This window comes from Methanosarcina sp. WWM596, assembly GCF_000969965.1.
In the GTDB taxonomy this organism is placed as follows: Archaea; Halobacteriota; Methanosarcinia; order Methanosarcinales; family Methanosarcinaceae; genus Methanosarcina.
Genome location: NZ_CP009503.1, coordinates 1,611,300 through 1,635,989, shown reverse-complemented (window position 1 = coordinate 1,635,989; position 24,690 = coordinate 1,611,300). Strand labels below are relative to the sequence as shown.

Annotated in this window: 16 protein-coding genes, 1 tRNA gene and 4 pseudogenes; 10 read left to right on the top strand and 11 right to left on the bottom strand. The window is 41.2% G+C overall.

The window, feature by feature from the left end; all coding sequences use genetic code 11:
• Nucleotides 1-510: 510 nt before the first annotated feature.
• Nucleotides 511-1,299: a winged helix-turn-helix domain-containing protein gene (locus tag MSWHS_RS07195; RefSeq protein WP_048127207.1), complete on the bottom strand. Its 789-nt coding sequence runs from the start codon at nt 1,297-1,299 to the stop codon at nt 511-513.
• Between the two features lie 748 nt (nt 1,300-2,047).
• On the opposite strand from MSWHS_RS07195, the gene MSWHS_RS07190 reads away from it, so the two are divergent.
• The 6 genes from MSWHS_RS07190 to MSWHS_RS07170 all read left to right on the top strand — a co-directional run bounded on the left by MSWHS_RS07190 (nt 2,048) and on the right by MSWHS_RS07170 (nt 9,102).
• Nucleotides 2,048-5,110, top strand: a complete 3,063-nt coding sequence (locus tag MSWHS_RS07190) for a HEAT repeat domain-containing protein (RefSeq protein ID WP_048158893.1) — start codon at nt 2,048-2,050, stop codon at nt 5,108-5,110.
• 75 nt (nt 5,111-5,185) lie between these two features.
• The gene (locus MSWHS_RS07185; protein ID WP_048127203.1) at nt 5,186-5,509 is read left to right on the top strand and encodes a hypothetical protein; all 324 of its coding nucleotides are present in this window, start codon (nt 5,186-5,188) and stop codon (nt 5,507-5,509) included.
• Nucleotides 5,510-5,948: 439 nt separating this feature from the next.
• Nucleotides 5,949-6,086 (top strand): hypothetical protein, encoded by a 138-nt coding sequence (locus MSWHS_RS20880; RefSeq protein WP_197074040.1) that lies wholly within the window; start codon nt 5,949-5,951, stop codon nt 6,084-6,086.
• A 90-nt stretch (nt 6,087-6,176) separates the two neighbouring features.
• Nucleotides 6,177-7,385 (top strand): AI-2E family transporter, encoded by a 1,209-nt coding sequence (locus MSWHS_RS07180; protein WP_048127201.1) that lies wholly within the window; start codon nt 6,177-6,179, stop codon nt 7,383-7,385.
• Between the two features lie 226 nt (nt 7,386-7,611).
• A complete protein-coding gene (locus tag MSWHS_RS07175; protein WP_048127199.1) occupies nt 7,612-7,809 on the top strand; it encodes a CxxC-x17-CxxC domain-containing protein in 198 nt (65 codons plus the stop codon).
• Nucleotides 7,810-8,766: 957 nt separating this feature from the next.
• Nucleotides 8,767-9,102: a hypothetical protein gene (locus MSWHS_RS07170; protein WP_231585630.1), complete on the top strand. Its 336-nt coding sequence runs from the start codon at nt 8,767-8,769 to the stop codon at nt 9,100-9,102.
• Nucleotides 9,103-9,928: 826 nt separating this feature from the next.
• On the opposite strand, the gene MSWHS_RS07165 is transcribed toward MSWHS_RS07170, so the two are convergent.
• From MSWHS_RS07165 to MSWHS_RS07145, 5 genes are read right to left on the bottom strand one after another with little or no spacing between them, the layout of a single operon-like run.
• Nucleotides 9,929-12,508, bottom strand: coding sequence for a vWA domain-containing protein (locus MSWHS_RS07165; protein ID WP_048158892.1), 2,580 nt, complete (start codon nt 12,506-12,508; stop codon nt 9,929-9,931).
• Nucleotides 12,505-14,391, bottom strand: coding sequence for a VWA domain-containing protein (locus tag MSWHS_RS07160; protein WP_048158891.1), 1,887 nt, complete (start codon nt 14,389-14,391; stop codon nt 12,505-12,507). Before MSWHS_RS07160 ends, MSWHS_RS07165 begins: the two co-directional genes overlap by 4 nt.
• Nucleotides 14,392-14,399: 8 nt before the next feature.
• Nucleotides 14,400-15,281, bottom strand: coding sequence for a DUF58 domain-containing protein (locus tag MSWHS_RS07155; RefSeq protein WP_048127192.1), 882 nt, complete (start codon nt 15,279-15,281; stop codon nt 14,400-14,402).
• Nucleotides 15,282-15,320: 39 nt separating this feature from the next.
• Complete coding sequence (locus tag MSWHS_RS07150; protein WP_048127190.1) at nt 15,321-16,322, bottom strand: MoxR family ATPase; 1,002 nt, start codon at nt 16,320-16,322, stop codon at nt 15,321-15,323.
• A gap of 17 nt (nt 16,323-16,339) precedes the next feature.
• The gene (locus tag MSWHS_RS07145) at nt 16,340-17,095 is read right to left on the bottom strand and encodes a hypothetical protein (protein WP_231585629.1); all 756 of its coding nucleotides are present in this window, start codon (nt 17,093-17,095) and stop codon (nt 16,340-16,342) included.
• Between the two features lie 291 nt (nt 17,096-17,386).
• Between MSWHS_RS07145 and MSWHS_RS20120 the strand changes: the two are divergent.
• From MSWHS_RS20120 to MSWHS_RS07140, 3 genes and pseudogenes are all read left to right on the top strand, one after another.
• A pseudogene (locus MSWHS_RS20120) lies at nt 17,387-17,695 on the top strand (DUF6444 domain-containing protein); the annotation flags it as partial.
• A 34-nt stretch (nt 17,696-17,729) separates the two neighbouring features.
• Nucleotides 17,730-17,822, top strand: a pseudogene (locus MSWHS_RS22255) (transposase); the annotation flags it as partial.
• A gap of 112 nt (nt 17,823-17,934) precedes the next feature.
• Nucleotides 17,935-18,165 (top strand): hypothetical protein, encoded by a 231-nt coding sequence (locus tag MSWHS_RS07140; RefSeq protein WP_048127183.1) that lies wholly within the window; start codon nt 17,935-17,937, stop codon nt 18,163-18,165.
• Between the two features lie 1,535 nt (nt 18,166-19,700).
• Here MSWHS_RS07140 and MSWHS_RS20105 read toward each other — a convergent pair.
• From MSWHS_RS20105 to cutA, 5 genes and pseudogenes are all read right to left on the bottom strand, one after another.
• Nucleotides 19,701-19,850: a hypothetical protein gene (locus MSWHS_RS20105; RefSeq protein ID WP_156148093.1), complete on the bottom strand. Its 150-nt coding sequence runs from the start codon at nt 19,848-19,850 to the stop codon at nt 19,701-19,703.
• A gap of 97 nt (nt 19,851-19,947) precedes the next feature.
• Nucleotides 19,948-20,150: pseudogene (locus MSWHS_RS22250) on the bottom strand (IS1634 family transposase); the annotation flags it as partial.
• Between the two features lie 64 nt (nt 20,151-20,214).
• Nucleotides 20,215-20,468: pseudogene (locus MSWHS_RS22245) on the bottom strand (DUF4277 domain-containing protein); the annotation flags it as partial.
• 268 nt (nt 20,469-20,736) lie between these two features.
• A tRNA-Leu gene (locus MSWHS_RS07135) sits at nt 20,737-20,819 on the bottom strand.
• Nucleotides 20,820-21,032: 213 nt separating this feature from the next.
• A complete protein-coding gene (gene cutA / locus MSWHS_RS07130) occupies nt 21,033-21,350 on the bottom strand; it encodes a divalent-cation tolerance protein CutA (protein WP_048127180.1) in 318 nt (105 codons plus the stop codon).
• A gap of 814 nt (nt 21,351-22,164) precedes the next feature.
• On the opposite strand from cutA, the gene MSWHS_RS07125 reads away from it, so the two are divergent.
• The gene (locus MSWHS_RS07125; protein WP_048127177.1) at nt 22,165-23,985 is read left to right on the top strand and encodes a site-2 protease family protein; all 1,821 of its coding nucleotides are present in this window, start codon (nt 22,165-22,167) and stop codon (nt 23,983-23,985) included.
• Nucleotides 23,986-24,690: the final 705 nt, after the last annotated feature.

Here is a 24,690-nt window from a genome sequence, read left to right as displayed (position 1 = left end):
TGCCAGGACATTTTATCGAGTAACCTGATTAAGTTACTTGCCTCATCGTAGGATAATTCAGTCCAGCTCTTTTCATATTCATCGCAATACTGGCTAATTTTTTTATGTCTTTCCATATACCGAAGAGACTTTATTACAATATTTTTTTGCCTAAAAGTTATCGCGGAATCCATTAACTCCATAAAATACTCCTTTAAATCATGCCTTTATTTTTCAGTGTTCTGTACTACAATCAATAAAAAATCCAGAAATATTAAAAACGTTATACTTTTTGATTGCCATTTATATATATAGCTCACACTATATATACACACCTTATGAGAATATATTTATTAGACAGAAATGTCAAAAATATTGTATATAGTCCTGTATCTTTATATGAAATGCCCCTGGCATTATAATTATGTGATTCTGAAAACACAACCAGAAGCCACCTTGGAGGATTGAAACCCTTTCGTGCTCAGTAAAACCTCTATGAAAACCCAAATAACCTATCTGCCTTTTTTTTTCTCAAATTTCTTTCACTTCTCTGGACAGCTCTTCATAATAAGTATAGAGATCTTCTCCCCATCGGAGGGCTTCGGGGCTGAAGCATACAATATCGTTTACGTGGTCGTAGGCACCGCTGGTGTAGAAGAAGCCAAGGGAGAGGAAGCAGTTTGTTACTGTACCTGAAAGAAGCATTTCTTTATCATAAACATAGAGATGAGTGTTGTCAAGGGCAAGGAATTTTTCCACTTCAGGTCTGAATTCGGTCCTCATCCTTTCAAAAACAGGTTCAGTAACGGTCAGAGAGATATTGATGCCACTCTCTGCAAAACTCAGGAACATTTTTGGGTAGAGGGGGTGGATAAAGGGAGAGAGGCCTTTTACGAATTCGGATTTTGCGATGTTTTCCACAAATTCAGTGTGGGGAGAAAACATGCAGCTTTCGTCAAGGGGCCTGGCAAAAGTACTGCATTTCAGTTCACCTATCCTCTTTAAGAGACGGAGGGGAATGCCGTCGAGTTTGTGGCTGACCCAGAAATCATATTTGTCTTCAAGGGTCTCCATGGTATTAACAAGACTCTGCATATTGTCTGCTATTGTTTCTCCCAGAAGGGTTAGCTCATACTTTTTCCTTGTTCCGCACAGGAGGTCCCTGTCTTTAAGCAGTTTGATCTGAGGCTGAACCGAGGTTGGACTGGCATTGAGGGAATTTTTTAGTTCTTCAAGGCTTTTTGGGCCTTCCTTCAATAACAGAAGGATATTTTTTCTTTTCTCAGAAAATAAAACCAGGTCAAGATAAGAGTTTTCCATTTTCAGGCGCCCCCTTTTTCAAGAATTAATTACTGAATTTTAGCATCTTTTTTGGTCCTGTCTACATACTTTGAGTATAAATATGCAGAATACCTAAGAGCATGTCTTAAAATAAAATTTGATTCTACAATGGTGACAGTAATTATCATTTGAACTGAAAAACGGTGTCATTAAACTGTTAAATGTCTAAAGTGTAAATTATTACCATGATGTCTAATGTATTTGCTTTCATACATCGAGCGAGTAAGCCTGATGTAATAAATTTACAGTTTGAATTTAAAGTCATCAATGACCACTATCCAAATGTAGAAATGGTTTGAATTTTAAGACAGCCTCTATGTCATAATATAGAGGATATTTGGAATTGAATAAGAAGTTATATGTTTTGATCCAGATGTCCGGGGTATTTAAAGTTCTAAAAAATACTTCCTGATCTGTGGTTGCCGAACACTCTTATACATAAAAAGCAAAACTACACAGGCATCCACTCTTATACATAAAAAGCAAAACTACACAGGCATCCACTCTTATACATAAAAAGCAAAACTACACAGGCATCAGACCTGAAAAGCGTCAACCCGTGAATATATCCTCTGAAGCTTATTCAATTTGCTTTTCTTCCTCTTATCTCATCTTCAATACTTTATTCTTCCGGATAAAATCCTAAATCAATACTTATAAGAAACAAACCTGCTAAACTCAAATATAACAAACAGGAAGGGATTAGAGCAGCAGTTGGTGGAAATTTTTGAGTGATCAGCCCGGTATACATGACAAGACTTTCAGTCAGGATTCGGATGAGAGGAAAAAGGCCTCAAAACAGCTGGGAATCCTTTTTGAGGTTTTTCCTGAGCGAAATCAGGCATTTGAAGACCTTTTAAGGCTTTGTTCTGACAAAGACAGCGAGGTCAGGGAAGAGGCTGTCAATGCCCTTCAGACGGTTTTTCCCAATGTGCCGGATAAGGAGCTTGCCTGGGAGAGGTTTGTGAACCTTACGGCTTATCCGTCAGAGAGGATAATGAAAAAAGCAGTAAATGCTCTAATTGCTGTTTTTCCTCTTATACCCGATAAAACCCGAGCATGGGAAGATCTTGCCGGGCTGGTAAACTCAAAATCAAGCATGGAAGATGTAAGCAGAGGGATTGTCCGCCGGCTCCCTGATGTACTCCGGGAACTTCCGAATCAGGAGCAGGCCTGGAAAGACCTGCTTGAGATGACTGTTTCGGAAGACTCTTATGTGCGGGAAAAGGCAGCTTCTCTTTTAAGCATGGTTTTTCCTGAAATGCCGGAAGGAAGGATAAATGACGCATGGGATGAATTACTGAAACTGACAGGTGAATCCACAGATTCAAAGGTAAGGGAACTGGCTGCAAAATCTACTGGCAAGGTTTTTCTGTATCTGCCTGAGGAAAAGAAAGATGAAGCCTGGGAAGAGGTACTGGAACTGGCAGGAAAAACCACAGATCATGCCGTGCAAAAGGAAATTTTGCTTGCTCTACCTTCGGTCTTTTCTTCGGTGCCGGATAAAAAAGTGGCATGGAGGGATCTTTTCAGGCTTACCGACGATGAGAACGGAGCTATGCGAAAGCAGGCAGTAGATACCCTTGTTTCTGTATTTCCTGCAATGCCAGACAGCATAAGAGTCTGGGCTGATTTCCTGAGGCTTACCGGGGCAAGGGACGGGTACGTAAGGGACTCGGCTACAGATGCGCTTTCAGCTGTGTTTCCGGGCCTGGAGGACAAAGACTCCGTCTGGGAAGAACTTCTCGAACTCACAGGGCATGAAGACGAATATGTCCGGAGGGTCGCAGCTGATACCCTCAGTAAAGTTTTTCCATATGTGTCCAACAAAAATCAGGCATATTTGGATCTTATACAGATGGCTGAAAAGAAGGATAGTTATGTACTCAGAAGAGTTATCAAGACTCTTGCTTCCGTCTGCTCCCAATTCCGTAATGGGTATGAGATAAATGGGATGGAAGAAGGGGGAAATAAAGAAGGAGAAATTAAAGAAAAAGAGGAATGGGAGAATAAAGGTGAAAATGGTGGAAAAAAGGCAGGAGAGTTGGAAGGAAAGGAGAAAAGTAAATCTGCTGATTTTTATGAGCTGGCATCAGAAAAAGCTGCTTTTGTACGAAGGGATGCAGCCCATTCTTTAGGAGCTGTCTTTCCTGGAAAAAGGGAGGAAAGGGGAGCAGAGGATGAAAGAGGGGTGAGAGAAAGGGGTGAGATGGAAAGAAAACAGCCCGGGGAAATAGATAATAGAAAACCTGCTTTTGACCTCCTGAAGCTGACTGGGGACAGGGACAGCTATGTACGAAAAGATGCAGCTGAGTCCTTTGCCAGGGCATACCCTCACCTTCAGGACAAAAAAGAAGTGATTGGAGAACTGTTAAACCTGATCCAGGACCCGGACCCGCAAATGCGCAGAGGGGCAATCGAGTCTTTACTGGCTCTTTATTCTCGAAAGACAGGTAGGATGCAGGATATCTGGGGGGAACTTCTTAAAATGTCAGGGGATGGAGACACAGGCGTTAGAAAGGGTGCTACAGGGCTGCTTTCTCACGTCTTTCCGACGGTTGAAGAAAAATCCGGAGTTTTTTTTGACCTTGTCAAACTCACTGAAGGTCAGGACGCCCTGCTCCGGAAAAGAGCCGCAGAACTTCTCCCCGTTGCATTTACGTATGCTGATAATAAACAGAGGGCATGGAACGATCTGTTGAGGCTTACCTCCGTTGAGGATCGGGAAGTACGGAAAGGGGCAGTACTTGCCCTTGCTTCCGGATTTGCAGATGTTCCGGACAAAAAGAGAGCCTGGAGCGACCTTATAAGACTTTCAACTCATAGCGACAGTTTTGTGCAACGGACTGCAACCCGAGCACTTGGGCCTGCCTTTTTCCACGTGCCTGATAAAACCCGGGCATGGAGAGACCTGCAGGTTCTTATCGATGACCCCCATGTCTATGTGCGCAGATACGCCCTCCGCTCTATTGGAAGAGCTTCCCTCTGGAGGGCGCTAAGTGCAGAAAACGAGGCAGCTTATCTTTTCGGGTTCAAGGAAGCTGTCAAATACTTTAAAGAAGCAGCTGAAACTCTTGTTGAAACATCCATTCCTGAGTTCTACTCTCCATTTTACGAGACTCTCCTGCAAATACTATTCAGCGACAGTCCGGGGAGAGCTGCCAGGCTCGGAAGTGAGAGGTATCTCTCAAAGGTAGCCCATGAGATCAGGGATCTGAAAGAAAATCAGAGGCTTTTAGAAATTCTGGAAGGGCTCACAGAGCTTCTTCGAGCAGCAGGAAATCTGACTCCCGGAGACCTGCCTGCCCAGAAAAAACTGCTTGAGAACTGTGTTATGGCTTTTGACAGGGCTTCAGGAATTCTGGAGGCTATGGAAGAAGGCTTTATTCTTGCGCAAAAAACCCTGAAAAAAGAGTATCCGAAAATTGGAAAGGTAGTTCTGGAACAGAAGCTAAAAGAGGCACTTTCCGGAATCCGGTACCGAGCAAGGACTGCCTGCCTGAAGGCAAAGGGGACTCCCACGGAAAACATCATATGCACGGTAAGCCAGAAAGTCAGAAAATGGAGTTTCCAGAACCTTGATAAAGACCGAAAAGAACTGGATAGGCAACTTGATTCTCTGCTCAATTTCCTCAGAGCCCAGATTCCCAATGTTCCTGAAAACCTGTACATTTTTGAAAAACTTGAAGATATCAGGCAGGAACAGGACATACTGGAGCGCTACAGGCGTGTAGGCAGACTAATAGGCCTGATCCCGGGAGTCCGGATGCCAAAAGGTTCAGGCAAATGAAGGCCTTTTCCCTGGAATTTAAAAGAAAGATCTTTCCCCCCGGAATTTATATCCAATCCTGCAAATCCTGATATTATGTACGAAGCAGGCATTGAAGTAACAGATGAGGACTTTGAATTTGCAAAGCCTCCTCTTTCCAAAAAATTCATTCACCTCGTATTCGAAAAATATCAGCTTGACTACATCGCTTATTTCGGAGAAAATATGTTCTATGTCTCAGGGCAAAACTCCCAGCCTCTTACTCCCTTATATCCCAATACCGGATACCCTGAGGATATTGAACTGGTTTTGGATTTCATGGCGCGTGAGAGGATCCGCAGGATAAAATACGAGGAAGGAACCCTTTTTCGGTCTGCAGTCCCGAGACTGCGGGATTCGAGGAATAATAGCTGGAAGTGAATCAGCTGGAAGTGAATCTGAGAAAAAAATAGCTCAAAGTAAATGTGAAAAACATTGATCTTAAAAAAAGATTTAACCGGCTCTATTTAAGATTTTGATTTAATTCTTTAACTGTTAAATGTATAAAATGTAAATTTTAACCATGATGTCTAATGTATTTGCTTTCATATATCGAGCGAGTAAGCCTGATGTAACAAATTTACAGTCTGAATTTAAAGTCAACAATGACCACTATCCAAATGTAGAAATGGTTTGAATTTTAAGACAGCCTCTAAGAGATTTATTTGATACAGAAACCCAATTGTTTTTTTATTTTTGTTCTGGTTATTTATAGTTTCATTGCAATAATTTACATCACAAAGTTTCTCTTAATCGTTAGGAGGGATATTAAATTATACATCTATGGGAGTATGATTCTCGCAGGATTCATGGTGTGCATATGCCACAAATGATGAGCGATCTTGAAAAAATCGGGGAAGAGGGCTGGGAACTGATCCTAATTAAGGACGATATTGATGACGAAGGAACAGTAACCGCAATTTTCAAACGGCAGAAGGCAGAGACCATATCTCTGTAACTAAATACTCTTTAAATACTCTTTAAATACTTTCTATTTTTTATTTATACTGTAGTAAGTTATTTATCTACTTCCTCAGTATTTTATTTTATGAAAACTTATGATCCTGTTAAGGCTACCTATGCAGTTATAATCACACTGGTTTCTTTATATGCCTTATATATAACATCAGCTTTTTTTTATGTTCTTGTTCTCAGTGCTCTTTTTGCTTACGTTATTCATCCTGTGTACTTATTTTGCCTCCGATTCGTAAAGCTCAAGCATGCTTGCGCCCTGATCCCGCTTGGTGCAATCTTTCTTCTCATATTATCCTCCGGTGTTATGGTAGTGAAGGCTTTAATGAATGAAATTTCTAAAATTTTAGAAATTCCCAATACCCTTAACGGGTTTGCAAACATGGATCTCAGACAGATAGTCGGGCTTTTTGAGCCTTTTATCCAGACCCACCCCGGGAAACTTACTGAAAGTATTGGTGCATACTTTAATTCCCTGGTAACGGATTATGTTCCCGAAATCCAGAATAATATATTCCAGATCTCAACTGGCCTCTCGATCCTGATTGTAGAGCTGATCATAATTGTTGTCCTGACATATTATCTTCTTGTAGAAAGCGAAACTATCGCAGCCGAACTCCCTAATCTCTTTCCGGACAGGAAAGTAGGGCTTGCATTTCTCGTGGAACTCAATTACATTTACCAGAGCCTCTTCATAGTCTACTTCCTGACCTGTCTCATAACCGGTATAATCGGGGGGGTCCTTTACTGGGTCCTTGGGGTACCATATCCTCTGATCTGGGGAATTATAACCTTCATAATGGCTCTCCTGCCGGTTGTCGGAGCAGGCACGGTCTACGGCCTCCTTGCCCTTTATTATGTCCTCATACAGGACTTTTTTACCGCAGGAGCCCTGTTTTTCCTGGGAATCATATTTCTGAGCCTTGTCCCTGACTTCGTCATAAGGCCACGGCTTGCCAGAAACCGGGCTTCAATCCACCCTGCAATTACTCTTATAACCTTTGCAGCCCCGGTCTTCGTTCTCGGGCCGATAGGGATCATTATAGGCCCTCTTACATACGGATTTTTGCTTGCAGCTTTCAGGACAAAGAAAATACTGGGGACTTCTTCTGTCCAGACCGGGAGTTTAGGTTCAGGCTCAATTGAAGATTCGGTCGAAAAAATGGTCAATAAATCAGTTGAGTTACCGGTTGAAAAATCAGTTGAAAGGCCAGTTGAGGCTTCAAATGATCATGTTTTCAGCCCGGAAATCAACCCATGGCATGATAGGAAAAAAGCGGTATAAATTTAACCTCTGGAAGAGATAAATTTTAATCTCTTTCAAAGAGATTTTAATCATTTTCAAGGTTTAGCAGATACATTTATATAATATATCAGGGTGGTAGGTGTATTAAAAATAAAGAGACGTATAATCTGTTATTAAAAACTCATTTTTGTTTTTAATCAAAGAGTTCTATACAATCTTATTTTTAAACTATTGACTATCCGCTATAAGCGGAGGTGAAACGAAAATGGCTTTTAATGACAGAAATTTCAGAGGGAATTCCGGAGGTTTCCGCGGTAACAGCGGCCCCAGGGAAATGCACAAAGCAATCTGTTCTGATTGCGGTGTTGAAACTGAAGTGCCTTTCAAACCTGACCCAGAAAGACCGGTCTACTGCAGGGACTGCCTTCCTAACCACAGGACTCCCAGAGAAAACCGCTATTAAGTGTTATCCGTGTAACTGAGTTTACATAAACACTTCACTAATAATTATTCAATTTCCTTTTTTATATGTCGTTTTTTTGTACTTCTTTTAGCTTAATTATCCTTACTTGATGTCAGCAGCCAGAATGGCGATTCAGGGTCGTTTGTGTCTCTTGGGCTTGTTGCCCTGGGCGGATTTATAATGGTTCAGGGTTCAACCCGGAAGTAGAGCACTGGAATTGAATCCGGAACTAAAAAATGTTATGGATTGCAAAAACTGGTGGTATCCTGTTGCCACTAAATTCTGGAAACAGGTTGGTTTTCAGATACCGTATCCTCCAATCCCTTATCCTGCATGATTTGCTGTCAACTTACAAAGGCTAAGGTTCTTAGAACCTATCTTCTTATTTCAGAAAAGCTTGTTTGGTGACATTATCAAAAAAGTCTGAATAATCGTTTTTTGAAGAAAAGATTGCGTTCCCACCTTAATCCAAGAAGTTCCGAATGTTATAAGAGATGCTTTTTCTTTTGGGAAGAGTTTTGAGGTACTTGACTCATAGGCTGTGAGTTTTTGTATTATCTCTTTACTTGTGGGGTAGTTTTTTCGGAGTGGATGTTGAAATAGGTCTTTTGGAATAGGTGTTTGCTAGTTTGGCTATTGATGAGAACGCAAATTATACTATGTACTCACTGTATATAATATTTCCAACAAATAATATTGTTTTAACCCAATACCCATTAGTTTATACATATAATGTTATACTACTGATGCAATGTATTGGGTCTGAAATAAATCGTATGCATCCCCCTTCTTACCCGAAAAGATCATTAGAAATATATTTATTTGATTTTTTAAAAAACAATATATAGTACTTAATCTGATTCTTCACTAAGACAGTATTGATTTTAAGTGATTTTTTTGTATTAATATCGTTCCGAAACCTGAGGAGGAAGAGCTATAAAAAAACTCAATATCGTTTTGATGCTGGTCGTTGGGATACTGATCACAGCAAATTCGGCTTATGCCATACCACAGGGGACTATAATGAAGGAAGGTGTACTTACGTATCCTGCAGGACCTTATCTCGCAGAAAACCCTCTTCTATTAATCCATGAAAGTTGCGGAGAGGATAGCATGACACAGGTGTCAGACGAATCTCTCAAACAAATCGATCTTGAGGAAGAATGCCTGTATTTTGATTACAGCAGCGAAAATATTATTCTCGGGAACCCGGGTGCTGAAATCATCTGGATCTGCCCTTCTAATTTTCATTCTATTTATTATGACTGCAATACGGAAATAATGCCAGCCTGATTTCGTTTTTCTTTGCTGTTCAATTTATCCCTCTTTCAACCGTGTGGCTTTGTCCACTCCATTCAATGTTATTTATCGCTAGCCTTCAAAACTTTTGTGTTAAACCAAGAGAGTTCAAATTACACTCACTTATTCTCAAAATCAGTTATCAATTTCAACAGGACCAAACTGGATGAGATTAAATGAATTTCTAAAAACGGTTTTTTCAGGCTTCTTGAAGAAAACAAAAAGTATGCACTCCAGAAACAGGTAAACAAAAATAGACAAAACAAAAAACGGTGTAGGAATAAGTTCAAAAAACGGTGTAGGAATAAGTTGTTTTTAAAAGAAGGTTGCGTTCCCATCTGAAAAGATCTGGAAGTTCCGAATGTTATAAGAGATTTTTTTGTTTGGGAAGAGGTTTGAGGTATTTGTGGGTTGAGAGTTTAATTTCATCTCTTTATTGTGGGGCAATTTTTGGAGTAGGTGTTTGCTAGTGTGGGGTGTTCAGAGGTGAGAACGCAAGATATACTATGCAGTTCTAATATATAATATTTTTAGCATGCAATGTTATATTATTGCCATATTCGTTGACCCATCACTACAAAATTAGTTAATCAGTATAATATTATATCATTGAACTAATGAAGTTGCATATTTTACATAATATCGTTGAACTAATACAGTTGCACATCTTACATAATGTTTCTACGTACACAGAATCTCTAGCTGTGGGTTAATTGCATCTCTTTGTTGTCCTTTCTAGCTGTATTACAGGGTTTATCATACTTCCTGGATTTGCAGGTTGTCTCCGGGCGTTATGAAATTTTACTTATTTCGGATACGGTCATTTCATGCGTGTATTATACGTGTGGTGCAGGGTATACAGCAGATATATCAGAAAAGCGAGAGCAAGGAAATATTTCGTATAGAATACTTTTGTCAGGATTTTCTTCTCTGTGCTGGTTGAAGCGTCCTCTATTATCCTTGAGTAGACATCTTCTGCAGTGTAGATTTTTCCTCCATTTTCAAGTATAGCTATCCTGAAAAGAGTATTTTCGCCGACGTATGTATATTCATCCGGGTGGTTTACGGCAGCAGGTCTCCAGGATACGTTCTTAGTCCCCGAAACTTCAGACATTAACCCCTCGGTCAGGTTTGCTTCAACAGGGGTTTCGGAGATTTTGTGGAGCCCGAAGGTGTCGGCCGTAATGTATGATTCGTACATGTTATTTCCGATAGATGTGATTTCCATTGGTTTTTTGTCGAAATAGAGTTCAGGTGTACCTTCTTTTCCGGTCGTGATCAGGATTCTGCCAGGCTGGCTCATTTTTAGGTCAGGTACCTTTAGCTGGATCTCTTCGAACATTTCAATATCTGCAACTGCCCAGTTCAGGGTTCTTGTAATTATCAAACTGTCATTTCCCGAGTACAGGGACGCCGCCCAGGGAACTCCATTTCCGTTCCCATTGTCGGTTGTAATCGCAGCAACACGCCCGAGCCCAAGTCTCCATGTCGTTATTATCGGTTTCCCGAGCCTTGTTATAACCAGGCGGTTTGCTTCAGGTTTCGGGGTGACTTCATTGTACCCCAGAATATCGTGGTTTATGTCGGAAATGTTCCGGGTAATGAAATGCTTCGGGTCATAAACTACGATTGATCCACTCGAATATTCATCATCCCGGTCTTCGGACTCCTCAGGATTATCGGAGAAGCTTACGTCTATCCTCTTGCCGGGCTCTACCCTGTTGTAGTTTTCGGACAGGCCTATTTTGTTCATGAAAAGTTCGGCATAGTACTGCCCTTTGGAAGTGACCTGACGGGTGGTTTTTGGAGCGTGTATGTGGACAAAATGGACTCCTATGTCGCTGCCTTCGTGAAGGTTTTCCGCACACTGGACTGCCCGCTCAAATCTATTATCAGTATCACCCTCGTTTCCGATTCCACCATCAGATATGATTATAATTTCAGCTTCTGAGCTTTTGTTCTCCCCGTTAAGTATTGTGCGTGCGGTCATGAGGCCCCTTTCGAGGGACGTCGAGTCCCCCGTAGGTGTTATTTTGCGGATTTCAGCATCGAGCCAGAGCCTGTTTGACTCTTTTGACATATCTATAAACCCGTCTGTAATGTCCTGTCCCTTGCTTCCGAAGGTTATCACATCGACTCTTGCATCTTTAAGGAGGTCGCTTTCGAGAAGAACAATAGCGTTTGACAGTATATCGTCAAGTACCCTTCCTCCTAGCCCATTTTTCTCCAGAGTACTGGGTGAAACATCAAGCATCAGGACAATGTTTCTGCCTCCCCTCCAGTTCGAAGGCTCTGAGGTGACAGGGAGGAGTTCCTCAAAATCGGTTTTCCGGTACGTTTCTTCTGCAGGGTAATCAAAAGAAGAGTCTCCTCCAACAACTACCAGGCCTCCTCCGTTAGTGACGTAATTCCTGAGGGTCCTGGTTTCTGCATCCGAGATCGTTGATGCAGCCTGATTATCAATTATAACGGCATCCGTACCGTTAAGGGGGCCAAATGATTTGGCTACCCTGACATCATAGATCTTTTTCATCGTGTTTGCAAGAGGAGAATCAGGCTCATTTGTAACAAGTAAGACCTTAGGCTTGGGGGTTACATATATACTTTTCATGTACTGGTTATTGTTCTCGAAATAATCCAGGTTTTTAACGCTGATGCTTGCCGGGTGCAGGGTTGCCTTTACGGTGTGAGGTCCAAGCGTCTCAAAAGTGTGGTTGAACTCTATGCTTTCTATTCTCCCGGTCTGGGTGATTTCTCGCTCCATAACCTTTTGATGGTCGACGGTAATCCTTACCTGGTAGCTTATTTTTTCTTCAGTTGCCTTTCGAATATTAACTTTATAAAACGCCTCGTTATCAATTACAGCCTCATTATCTCCTTCAATCTCCACGCTGAGGTCCTCTTTTTCAGTCCGGGGGATAAGGGCTGCTACAGGAAAATTATTTTTGTAACAATAAGATAGTGCTTCCTCAACCGGGGTCCCTGAATTGCTCTGCCCGTCCGAGACCACAAGCACATAGTTTTCCGGGGAAGCCTGTTGAATGATAGAATCCCCAAGAGAGGTGTGTATCCCGGAAACTGTTGTGACTGTAACAGGAACTCTGGTCCCGAGTTTATCGGAAATTTCCCCGGAAACCCCTTTCTTCAGCAGTTCCATGCTGGCACTTTCATCGGAGATTATGGTTATTCTGGTCTGGCTGCTTTTTGGTGCGCTCATTTCTGCAGAATAGGGAGCTGCAAGAGCCAGGATAAGGAGGAAGACCACAAGGGCATGGAAAAACAGATGTTTTTGATCGACCTTTTTCCAGCACCCTAGAATCACAAGAAGTGCCAGAGGGACCAGGAGCAACAATTCGCTACTGTGTAAAAAATCAAAACCATAAGGGAGATTAAAGGTCATATGATCCTCCTCCTGAACATAATTGCATTTTCAATTATGAGGAGTAACAGTAAGGCGTAAATAAGGTATTTTCGGAGTTTATCAGGGGATTTTGTACTAAGTTCCAGCTTCTTGATTTCTCCGTTCTCGCCGGTCAGATTTAATCTTTTTTCCGTAAAGGTATTCGATTCCATGGAATCATACAGATTGGCAGCAACGATCTTCTGGTTCAGGCTGTACAGCCCGCATTCGTCATAATAGACAAAATTACTGTTAATGGTTTCTGTCGGAGTATTTATCAGGACATCTTGGTCGAATGCCTGGTACTGGCCCGTATTCACGTTTGTTTCACTAATGGCTCCGATCCCCCACGTGTACCTGAGCAGTTTTACCCAGAATACAGGGTATGTCGGGGTAGTAGCAAAATTGTTCCATGCATCTTTTCCAGTGATGTCACTGAACCCGACATAGGTCACTGTCCCGTTTTTTATGTTCTGCATGCTGACTAAAGGCCCTGTTCCCTTTACTTCTGCAAGGACCGAAGCTCCTTCTTTAGGGACAGTGACCAGGAACTTGCGCAGATATACCTCGCTGAACGAGATATCTTTAAAAATATTTTTTCCACTACCCACGGCCTCGATGGTATAGCTGTCTTCGTCTTCTACTGAAATTATGTCTACCGGAAGGATAGAATAAAACCCGCGCATCTGTAAAGAATCGTACAGGCACTCATTTCCTATGACTATCAGGTCTTTTCCACTTTTTGCATAAGCCACGATTTCCAGGACATCGAGGGCCGGGAGAGATTTATGTTTGGAGTTTACAATTATGGTATCATATTCCGTAACATTATCAGGAAGGTCCTGCCGGACATCAAGGTGAATGTCGGGCAGCAGGGAGATCACTGTTATCAGGGGAGACTTACCAGCAGCCTCCTCCGGGTCTGTTAAGGCCAGAATTTTTTTGGGTTTGACTTCAGGAATTGAAATGTAAGCAATATTGTCGCAGGGTATTGCATCTTCATTGAGAATTTCCACAGTTGATGTTCCCTGAGGGATATTTGAAAATTGTATCTGCTGTGCACCGAAACTTGCAAGCTGTACCGAGCTACTTACCGTAGTGCTGGAAGAGGATTCGGCCTTACTCACCAGTTGAATGTCAAGATCTGCACTTCTGTTGTTGAAGTTTTTGACGATGCAGGTATATTCATACGTCCCGTCGTTTCTGTCTTTCAAATAACCGTCCACAATTGCATAATTAGCAGTTTTATTGCCTACCTGCCTGAACTCAAGCTCCGTATTTCTCGCGTTTGCAATCCTTATGTATGTTTCAGGTGCCCTTCCTGCCCAGTTTTCAAAATCGGATATGACTACTATTTTTCCATTCTCATTTTCTTTCTCGTTTATAACGGTCAAAATCGCTTTGGGGATATCACCTGGAGTGTTTCTCATCTCCAGGTTGTCAATCACTCCTTTTGCATCGTCTGCGTCCAGCGCTTTTGCAAGCACCACAGGAATACTTTCCGCGGTGATAATCGTATTTTCTTCGGCTAGGCTGTCTATTGCTATTGCCCTTGCTCCATCAGCCCTATCCGGGGCATTCATGCTTGCAGACGAGTCTATTATAATTACTACCTTTTCCGAATCTGCTTTTGCCTCTTCCAGGAGAGGGCCTGCAATTGCTGTCGATATAAGGATAAGAGCCAGCAGCTGTATGAAAAAAAGAGGGTCTGTTATTTTCTTACTGATGGTTCGCCTGGAATCAAGCACATTCTGGCTTATTCTTTGAACGAACATAAGGGAAGGCAGAATAACGTTTTTTGGGCGGGGCTTAAGCAGGTATATTATCGTAAGGGGAATTATACCTGCAAGTGCGGCCAAGCCCTGAGAAAATTCAAAGTCCATCGACAGGATCACCCTTCACCTATAATTTTAAGAACGGTATCAAAAGGCTGGTTTTTTATGTTGACGCGGAAGTAGGGGATTTTAAAATCGTAGGCGATTTTCTCCAGTCCAGCCATATGCTTTGCGTATTCGGCAGCATATTCTTTTTTAAAGTTCGGGCCCACCGTAAAACTAATTTCTTCGTTTGTCTCGCTGTCAATGAATTTTACTGCCCCATCCACAGTTTCAGGCAGGTCCATTTCGGTCTCATCGTAAATGTGTACAAGCACAAGCTCATGTCTGGACAGCCTGTTAACGGCATTGTGGACAGAATCGATACTGTCCAGGAAGTCTGAGACTATAAACACCATTGATTTTGTTTTTATTCTCGGGTATATGGAGTCGGCGCAATCTGCAAGTTTTGTGTTTCCGCGGACTGAAATCCGGGCCAAGGAGTCTATTGTCCGCAGGAAATCGTCCCTTCCTTTATGTGCCTTTGTGTGCTCCACGTCTTCTGCAAACGTTGAAATCGTATACACATCATTATGTTTCATTACGATGTAAGAAACTCCTGCGGCTATTGTTGATGCGTATTCGAACTTATTTGGAGTACTTTCAGGAAAGAGCATGCTGCTACTGGCGTCAAGCAGTATGACCATGTTGAGGTTTTTGTCTTCTTCGAACCTGCGGATATAGAGTTTATCCGTACGGGCATAGAGATTCCAGTCGATTTTTTTTAATGAATCACCCTGATTGTACTTTCTATGGTCTATAAGGTCAAGCCCTGCTCCTGTCCTGGTTGATTGGTGACTGCCCGTGTGAATTGCTGTAACTCTCCTGCTGAGAGGAATTGCATACCTGTCAAGCTGAGTCAGGAATGACGTATCGATTGTATGTTTTGCGCCAACCATATCTGATCATTGCCTCCAGCCTTTTTACCACAGGCCGGATCAGAGAATTGTTTTTCTTCCTTCCAGGATTTTTTCTATGATTTTATCGCTCGTGATGTTGCTCCTCGCAGCATCAAAAGATAGAATTATCCTGTGGCGGAGCACCGGAAGGGCCATGGAATCAATATCCTCTTTATCAACATACCCCCTGCCGTCGAGAAACGCGTTTGCCTTTGCGCAGAGGATCAGTGCAATTGAAGCCCTTGGGGATGCACCTGCTTCTATCATATCAGGCATATTCCGGGTCTGGTTTACAATATCGATTGCATACTTTTTGAGCTTGTTTGAGATAGGTATTCTGCGGTTTATCTGCTGCAGTTCGATAAACGTCTGTTTGTCCATGCATCTTCGTACCGCGGGTCTGAAAGCCTCTGCATAACGGTTTACAATCTCAAACTCTTCATCGGGGTCAGGGTAACCCAGGCGAATCTTCATTAAAAACCTGTCAAGCTGAGCTTCGGGAAGAGTATAGGTCCCTTCCATTTCGATCGGGTTCTGGGTCGCAAGGATAAAGAAAGGCCTGTCCAGGGTATATGTCGTATTTGCCACTGTTACCTGCATTTCCTGCATGGCTTCGAGCAGGGCTGACTGGGTCTTCGGGGAAGCTCGGTTAATTTCATCCGCAAGAACGATGTTTGCAAAAACAGGACCCTGCTTGAACCTGAAACATTTTGAGCCTCTCTCGTCTTCTTCGATAATGTCAGTTCCTGTGATATCTGCAGGCATAAGGTCAGGTGTACACTGTATTCTGCTAAACTTCATACTCATTATCTGGGAAATAGTGGAAATCGTAAGTGTCTTGCCGAGCCCAGGATTGCTTTCAACGAGGACATGCCCTTCACACAGCATGGCTATCAGGATCTGTCGGATCATTTCTTTCTGGCCGACGATAGCATTGCCAATTTCTTTAAGGATAATTTCGAAAATTTTGGGGGCTTTTTCATAGGTAGGTTTTAAGTTAAGTTCTGAATCTTCAAGCTGGATTTCCTGTAGCTCTCTCATATTGAAACTCCATTAATTCAGGATGAAAGTGTTTCAAAATATTGTTTAATCAAAGGCTCATATTCTTCTGGCAGGTTTTCCGAGTAGGTTTGACTCTGCCTAAATTCCTCTTTAAAGCTGTCTGTGTTCTCATAGAAGTTTTTTTCAGTACCCGCATCTATCTGGTTTGTGAATCCAAGTCCCAGGCTCGGGTTGATTTTCATCTCAACCTTATCTCCATTTTTTATGATAATAGCCTCTATATTATACCTGGAATCCGGGGCAACTGCCTCATTTTCCTCGTAAGCCGCTCTGACATTCAGGTTATATATATTGTCCCGGAGATCATCTATTAGCTGACTGGGAGAAATATCAAAGCTGAAGTCCTCATGTATGCAGAAGGTAACAGCTCCTGTAGCCAGCAGAAATATTAAGAAAGACCTGAAAATCCGGTTTTTCGGAACTATTTTTTTTATTTTGATGCCTGTAAGTTGACTGTGCACATCCTCAAGCAGTTTCTTTGTAACTACGTTGATGTTCTGACTGTTATCATATGCCGTACTCAGTCTTGTCCTCAGTTCCGGAAAGCTGGTTTCAAGGAGATTTATTAGGTTAAATTTACTTCCTCTGTTAAAGAACCTGTAAATTAAACCGGCAAGGAGAGTCAACGCCAGTGCTCCCATAGCCATTAACCCGAGGTTAAACCAGTAAGTGCCCAGGTATGTCTGGGACTTGCTCAGTTTATCCACTCCGGGAATATAATAAGCTAGTTCATACAGGTTAAATAGAATCATTAATAAAAACAAAAAGGCAAATTTTCCGGCTGTTTGTAAAAACCCGAGGGTGCGATAGGACCACATCAGATATTTTTTATATTTTTCCAGAAGAGGCACTACAAGCATATAATCTCAAACCACAGTTGTAATTTAAAGTAATTATATTGTAAATGTTACTTATAAAACTTTTCTAATATTTAATATTAGTTTTTGCAAATTATTCGTAACTATCCAGATAGTCTTATTAGAGCTCCACAATTTTTCCTTTTTCCAAGGAAAAATTGGATCTAAGATAAATCAATTCTCTCCTTGATGAAACGTGAAGAGATTCTTGCTTTATGTGCTTCAAACCCTGAAGTTATTGCTTATATTGAGAATCTTGAATCCCAAAATAAAAAACTCACTGAAAGATTAATAACCTTATAGACTCGTTTAAATCAAAACAGCCAAAATAACAGTAAACCTCCTTCTACTGATGTTTTTTGCGATGAAAAACCTAAACCTAAGGATCTCCGCAAGAGCAGCGGCAAAAAAGTTGGTGGCCAAAAAGGTCATCCTGAAAAGACTCTTGAAATGATTGAAAACCCTGATTATGTCGTAGTCCATTCACAGGACTGCTATCTTAAACGGGAACTTACTGGAATTGAAGAGAAATAACAATCAAGCAGAGAGAGACATCAAAATGATGAATCTACAACAGAAAATTACGGGAACTTTCCAAAGCATAGAAGGAGCAGTAGCTTTCAAACCTCAAAGAGGGAAATAATATTGAAAATACGACTCTATCTCCCTAACAAACTATAAACTAACCTGTGGTTTTTCAGGTTAACTCGCTGTACAATGGATCATTTTTACTGATGTATAACGAAACTCCTTTTTCCTCAGCCTCTTTCGAAAAAAGCATTGAAGCATTAAAAGTTGCCAAACGCTTCAATTACTCAACGGTGTTTGGCACATCGCCTTATTCTGAAGACATTTTTGACTTAAATAATGAAGAAGCTCCATTATTTTGCAGGTGGTTAAACAGAAACGTATTTGAATTCTTCAATAAGGCAGATTCGGAGAACGTGATGAAACCTTCTCCTTGAAACCTCTCCTTACACCCCCAATAGAATAAGCTGGACCAAAATGGAGGGAAACTGATTAACACACCCCAGATTGAAAAAATAGCATTTCTCAGGAATGGTATCTATGAGCACTATTCCAGAAATTATCAAGATTTTCCACAGATGAATTTAACTAACCACACATTCGTTAGAACTTCATTTGAACGTACTTATGGAACTTCTATGAATGTTTGCGTTTCGATAAATAACCAGAATATATACTGGACAATGATCTGAATGTAATTCTGGTAAGATATAGTGACGGAGGTTACCATTTCGTTTAATTCGTGCCACTCCGCAAACTATCCCCTTATCTCCCTCTTTATTATAGTGGGCCATATATAAAATAGATCTAAAACAGCTTCAAGAGGCTGAAAATGAACAAAAATACGTTATGTCGTTCATTTTAAATTAATGAAGACTTCTTAAGGAGGGCATTTCTACAAAGCCTATTGAAATTAAACGGGGACTATAGGGATTGTGAATGTAAATATTTATTCTGACAATCTGCATTATTTTTTATGGGTACGTTGAAGAAAATAATGGCACCTGATAAAATAAGTAAGCATATCAGTGACCAGTATTCTGTTCACTTTATCTCAAAAAAATATCATGATGTTGCTTGTCAAACATCAGGAATGAAAAGCTGAGAAAAGCAGTAAAAGAAGAGAAAACGGCATCTGTACACTTTAGCGTTGATTAAAAGAGTTAGTAAGGGGTTCACAAGGTTTGACACGCAACAATGAAGTTTATTACAGGATAAGGTTTCAATCTGTCCTGAATTTGCTCCATCTCGCAGTTTACGCTTCAATGAAGTTTGTTACGGGATCGGTTTTCAAGCCGTCCTGAATTTGCTCCATCTGGAAACTTACGCGTCAACGAAGTAGATTTCGGAATCAGATTTTAATCTGTCCTGAATTTGCTTCACCTTATAGCTTACGTGTCAATGGGGTTTGTTACGGGATCAGGTCTCAATCTGTCCTGAATTTGCTCCATCTCGCAGTTTACGCTTCAATGAAGTTTGTTACGGGATCGGTTTTCAAGCCGTCCTGAATTTGCTCCATCTGGAAGCTTACGCGTCAATGAAGTAGATTTCGGAACCAGATTTTAATCTGTCCTGAATTCACTCCATTTTAAGCTCGTACGTCAATGAAGTTCATTGCGGGATCAGGTTTTATTCTGTCCTGAATTTGCTTCATTTTAAGCTTATGCGTCAATGAAGTATATTACGGGATCAGCTTTCAGACTGTCCTTAACTTGCTCCATCTCGCAGTTTACGCCATAAATGAAGTATATTACGGGATCGGTTTTCAAGCCGTCCTGAATTTGCTCCACCTTATAGCTACGCGTCAATGAAGTATATTACGGGATCAGCTTTCAGACTGTCCTGAATTTGCTTCATTTTACAGCTTAGTTCCTTGTGAACAATATATACTATGTAAGTAATAGTATAAAATACTGTCGGTTATATTACTTCCAGTAATATAATGAGTTAGTTTTTTGCAAATTCTGCCTTGTTACAGGTCTTCGTCCTGAGCGCCAAAAGTTACTGCTGCCAGCAGGTCTTTCAACGAAGTATTCCTCTTGAGTTCCAGAGGCCAACTGTCGGTCTTCATGGCCTTTGCAACCCCCACGGCATCCACAATTACAAAATGCGTCTTAGCCAAAACAGCCGATTCGATCACCTATTTAAGGTCATCAAAGCCCAGGGTCCATGTATCCCGCCCCTTCATCTGCTCAAAATAACTCCGGTTCTTAACATCCTACCGAATAAACCATCAAAGTTAAGACCATTACCAGTGATAGAGTTTCAATTCTTTGAGGTTTTTTTAAATAAACTTCTGAAACCCTGAAACTTTTGTCCTTTATGAACCTGAACCCTTTTTCTACCTTGCTCTGGTTCTTGTAGTGATTCAGCATCTTTTCGCATCAAGATTTAGGTCATTGCTCGCAATTATAAACCTTCTTTGATACTCTTTTTCATTCAGTGCAATTTCTTCGTTCCTGACTGCTGTTGCATTTACAACATGTAAGGTCAGATGCACTTATTCCAGAACCAAGTAGTCTTTCAACAGGAAGAGTTTCAAAGTATTGAGAGTACATATAAAGGCGACTGCCTGTGAAGCCAAGACAGTTGAGAATCATTGCCTTTACTACAATAGAATGAGCTAACTTGTGCTGCCCAGTTTGGGCAGCACTTCATCAATCACTTTTCCAATTTCAAGTTCATCATAAATGCCAGGAACAATTCCGTGATGATCAAGAGAACGTGTTGTAAAAAACATAATGAAAGCCAGAGCAAGATACGACATTTTCGATATTTATATATTAGCGAGAAAAAGGAATGAATTTGTAAGACATCTGCGGAAAGTCGGAGGTATGATTAGAATGCAAGAAATCCTGTGAAAATAGACCCCAAACCCATTACCTTTGATCTGGCTTCTTGCCGCAACTCAAAAGAAATGTAAATAGAATCAGAGAAATTAAGCTAAAATGAGAACTGTAAATGAAAATAGAGCTTAAACGAAAAAAGAATTGATAAAAAGTGGGCAGTGCGGGAGAAGGGATTCGAACCCCTGAACGTCTGCACGAACAGATCTTGAGTCTGCCACCGTTGACCGCTTGGTTACTCCCGCATTTATTGAAATCCAATATGGTAAAGATAGAACTAGCATATAAAGCTAATCCTGTAAGCAAGCTAATTCTTCCCTTTTTAGAATTCAGGAGATGGTTACCAATATTTTTATTCTCTTTTTTGGCTTAATTTTCTCTATTTTGGCTTCAGAATCTCCGGCTTCAAAGTTAGGGTTTTATGAGATCTTCGGATTTATATGGGATTTCATGTATCTTCAGGCACCCTTTTCTGAGCTGTTTACACGAATCCAGTCAAGGTAGTCCTCTTCCCCTTCGATTCCCCAGAATTCTATTGCAGGCAGTTCGTATGTGTGTAATAATTTCACGACTTTTGTTATCTCCTCAAGACGAGAAGAATCGGTTTTTACAAACATGGCAACTTCATTGTCCTCTTCGACCTTTTCGTTCCACCTGTAGATTGAAGAAACCGGAAACATATTCACGCAGGCTGCAAGCCTTCTTGAAACCAGCTCTCTTGCGATTTCTGACGCATTCTTCATATCTCCGGCAGTAATGTATACGATCCCAAGCATGTAACATGCACCTCATACAAAGTTATTATAACCACAAATATACTGGGTATATACTGGATATTATTATTCGTGTAATTATTATCTTGCCTTTGAACATAAAATATGACTTTAAAATAGCCTTTAAAATAGCCTTTAAAATAGCCTTTAAAATGGCTTTTCAGACGAACCGAAAGCTGTAATTCCATATATATTTTTATATAATTATTGGGTATTATTTTGTACCTTTTTAGAGACAGGCATTTTCAAAAAAGATGTAATTAAGAAACCGGATCACATGCTATGTAAAGACGAACTAAAACGTTTTTATAATAAGATAAACAACCGGGTTTAACAGAATTAATTAATTAAATGTATGCCTACTCTCCCCTGATTACTGTTTAAAACAATAGCTTGATATTTGTAAACTTCTCTCAAAGGTTGCTAGCGCTAACTTCTTTATTGAAGGCATGTTCTATATACAGTTATAAAAGGTCAACAGTTAATCCATCGACAGTTAATCCATCGACAGTTAATCCATCGACAGTTAATCCATCGACAGTTAATCCATCGACAGTTAATCCATCGACAGTTAATCTATCAACAGTTAATCCATCGACAGTTAATCCATCGACAGTTAATCCATCGACAGTTAATCCATCGACAGTTAATCCATCGACAGTTAATCTATCAACAGTTAATCCATCGACAGTTAATCCATCGACAGTTAATCTATCAACAGTTAATCCATCGACAGTTAATCATCAATATTTAAGCAATTAACATTCACAATCTGAAGCTTATAATTGGTTCAGCTTAATTATTTCGGAGAATTTCCTTGAGTGGCACAAGCATTGCACTGGGTATTTTTTTAATGTACTGGTTCCTTATCTCCTTTCTTGATAGAAAGGGTATTCTGGAAAAGTATAACATAAGCACTTTCGGGCCTCTTCCTATCCTCATGATCAGGACAACAAAGGGTCTTAAACTACTGGACATTCTTGCCCGCCCGAAACGTTACTGGAGAGTTTTCGCAAACATTGGAATCCTGATGATGTTTGCAGGCATGGCTGCCATGTTCCTGGTCATTGCAATTTCGGACCTTGCACTCTATACATCTTTCCTGAACGACACAGTGCCAGCGCCGGGAAAGTACAATGCTCCCAGGAATATCCTCTTGATCCCCGGAGTAAACGAGTTTATTCCTTTTACCTGGGGGGTGATTGCCCTCTTAGTTACTCTTGTAGTGCACGAGTTTTCCCATGCGATTCTGTGCAGGGTTGAAGGCATCAGAGTCAAATCCATGGGAATCCTGTTAGCCCTTGTCCCGATAGGGGGCTTTGCGGAACCTGATGATGAACAGCTCTTCGGTAAAAAAGAGGAAGTAAACAAAGAGCTTCCGCTAACGGCGTCGATTGAGGAAATCGAAGAGTGGGAGCAGAAAGAAAAAGAAGAAAAAAAGCTAAAAGAGAAGCAAAACAGAGAAACGGATCTCCCCGGACCCGAAGAAACAAAGCCTGAACCAGCAGTAACTGCCACAAGAACCCAGAGAGCCCGTATCCTTGCTGCCGGGGTTATGGCTAATTTCTGCGTTGCTTTTGTTGCTTTACTGCTCTTTTTCGGGCCCGTGCTGGGGGCGATTGCCCCTCTCAGTGATGCAATGATCATAGGCATAAATGAAAGTTCTCCAGCTCAGCTTGCAGGGCTTAAGGAAGACATGGTAATCACACAGGTTGACAACACAACCGTCACCACAGGCATGGATCTTCTCTCCTATCTTGATACGGTTGAACCTGGAGACTCTTTGCGCATTCATGCCTCAAAAGACAGCGTCGTTTCAGTCTATGAATTAAAAGTTCCTTCTTCTCCAGAGGAATGTTTCAGTGGAGTGCCTGTAGGAGGGATTGTAGAAGGAAGTCCTGCAGAGGCTGCAGGAATCAAAACCGGAATGATAATGCTCCGGATTAACGACACAAGAATGCGAAGCATTGCAAGTTTCATTGATGTCATGGAAAAGACAAAAGCAAACCAGACTATAGAGGTAGAGATGCTGCCCTCTGCAAATTATACGGGTGCACTTACCGAAAACGGGACTGCTATTTTTGATGTCAAACTGGCTCTTAATCCCTCAAATGGTGAAAGTGGCTTCCTTGGAGTGATATACGGGAATAACGGAGTCCTGGAGTGCCAGATGCTCGGAATTTCCATCTGGATGCCCCAGGCAAAATTCTATCTTGAAGCGCTAAAGCAGATCCCTTCCCTGCTTGATGAACCAGTAGGCTGGATAATCCTTTTCGGGCTTCCTATATACGGATTTGCAGGTGAGGGATTCCGCGGCTTTTCAGGCACAATCACTCAGTTTTACCATCCGATTGGCTGGGCCGAGCCCCTCGGTGTCGGAATATTCTGGATTGCAAACTCCCTGCTCTGGATCGGCTGGCTGAACTTTTACGTGGGCCTTTTCAACTGCCTACCTGCAGTGCCTCTTGATGGTGGGCATGTGTTTAAGGACTACAGCTACTCGCTCATATACCGGTTTACACGAAACGAGGCAATTTCGGAAAGGATCTCAAATTCGATTGCAGCAAGTCTATCGATGTTGATCCTATTCTCATTCCTCTTCATGATCTTCGGGCCTTTCATAGGGCAGTGGATATGAACAGCTAAAACTGAGAACAGAATCGAGATTAATTCCATTAATTCGGAAATTTGCTGGAAAGCCGGGAAGTTAAAATCTCTTCCCGTTTTTTTGAATTTATTTAATTCTGGTGGTCCCCGATTAATCAGTTATTATTATTCAGAATATCCAGAGATTGGATCTTTTGTTTTTCTCTCCCTGCACGGCAAAAGATTTTGCCCACATGTCACCCAGATAAAAAACGTCCGACAAAACAACACCGCAATTAAGATAAAAAATACCTTGAGAAATACCCCAGGGCTGAAAGAATACTTTCTCTGACACCGGAAACCACTTTTTAATTATGAGGTAAACACAAGCATCTCTGACAGTTTGTCTGGAAGCCTTCCAAAAAAAGGTAGAAAACAAGTCTTTTTTCAAATACTGCTTTTACTATTGCCTTCATCTCTTTTTTTACTTTGAAAAACCGCTCTCCTGTGTCAATTGTGACAAAAACGACTCTATATAGTGAATAAGGTTGTACGAGTTGAATACCTGTAATTTATCCCGCTTAAGCAAAGTTCGATATCAACGTCCGTAAATAAGTCCTCTTGAGCGAAGTTCAGTACCAGCATCAATAAATAAGTCCTCTTGAGCGCAGCAAAAAGGACCTCGAACTGCAGAGTCGCAACTCTGCCGAAGCGAGATTCTATGAACCTTTAGAGATGTATTAATATGGATAAAGTA

Bases quoted from the DNA above. Each gene is read 5' to 3' on its own strand.
- MSWHS_RS07195 (WP_048127207.1), bottom strand. From the start codon at position 1,299: ATGGAAAACTCTTATCTTGACCTGGTTTTATTTTCTGAGAAAAGAAAA.
- MSWHS_RS07185 (WP_048127203.1), top strand. From the start codon at position 5,186: ATGTACGAAGCAGGCATTGAAGTAACAGATGAGGACTTTGAATTTGCA.
- MSWHS_RS20880 (WP_197074040.1), top strand. From the start codon at position 5,949: ATGCCACAAATGATGAGCGATCTTGAAAAAATCGGGGAAGAGGGCTGG.
- MSWHS_RS07180 (WP_048127201.1), top strand. From the start codon at position 6,177: ATGAAAACTTATGATCCTGTTAAGGCTACCTATGCAGTTATAATCACA.
- MSWHS_RS07175 (WP_048127199.1), top strand. From the start codon at position 7,612: ATGGCTTTTAATGACAGAAATTTCAGAGGGAATTCCGGAGGTTTCCGC.
- MSWHS_RS07165 (WP_048158892.1), bottom strand. From the start codon at position 12,508: ATGACCTTTAATCTCCCTTATGGTTTTGATTTTTTACACAGTAGCGAA.
- MSWHS_RS07160 (WP_048158891.1), bottom strand. From the start codon at position 14,391: ATGGACTTTGAATTTTCTCAGGGCTTGGCCGCACTTGCAGGTATAATT.
- MSWHS_RS07155 (WP_048127192.1), bottom strand. From the start codon at position 15,281: ATGGTTGGCGCAAAACATACAATCGATACGTCATTCCTGACTCAGCTT.
- MSWHS_RS07150 (WP_048127190.1), bottom strand. From the start codon at position 16,322: ATGAGAGAGCTACAGGAAATCCAGCTTGAAGATTCAGAACTTAACTTA.
- MSWHS_RS07145 (WP_231585629.1), bottom strand. From the start codon at position 17,095: ATGATTCTATTTAACCTGTATGAACTAGCTTATTATATTCCCGGAGTG.
- MSWHS_RS07140 (WP_048127183.1), top strand. From the start codon at position 17,935: ATGTATAACGAAACTCCTTTTTCCTCAGCCTCTTTCGAAAAAAGCATT.
- cutA (WP_048127180.1), bottom strand. From the start codon at position 21,350: ATGCTTGGGATCGTATACATTACTGCCGGAGATATGAAGAATGCGTCA.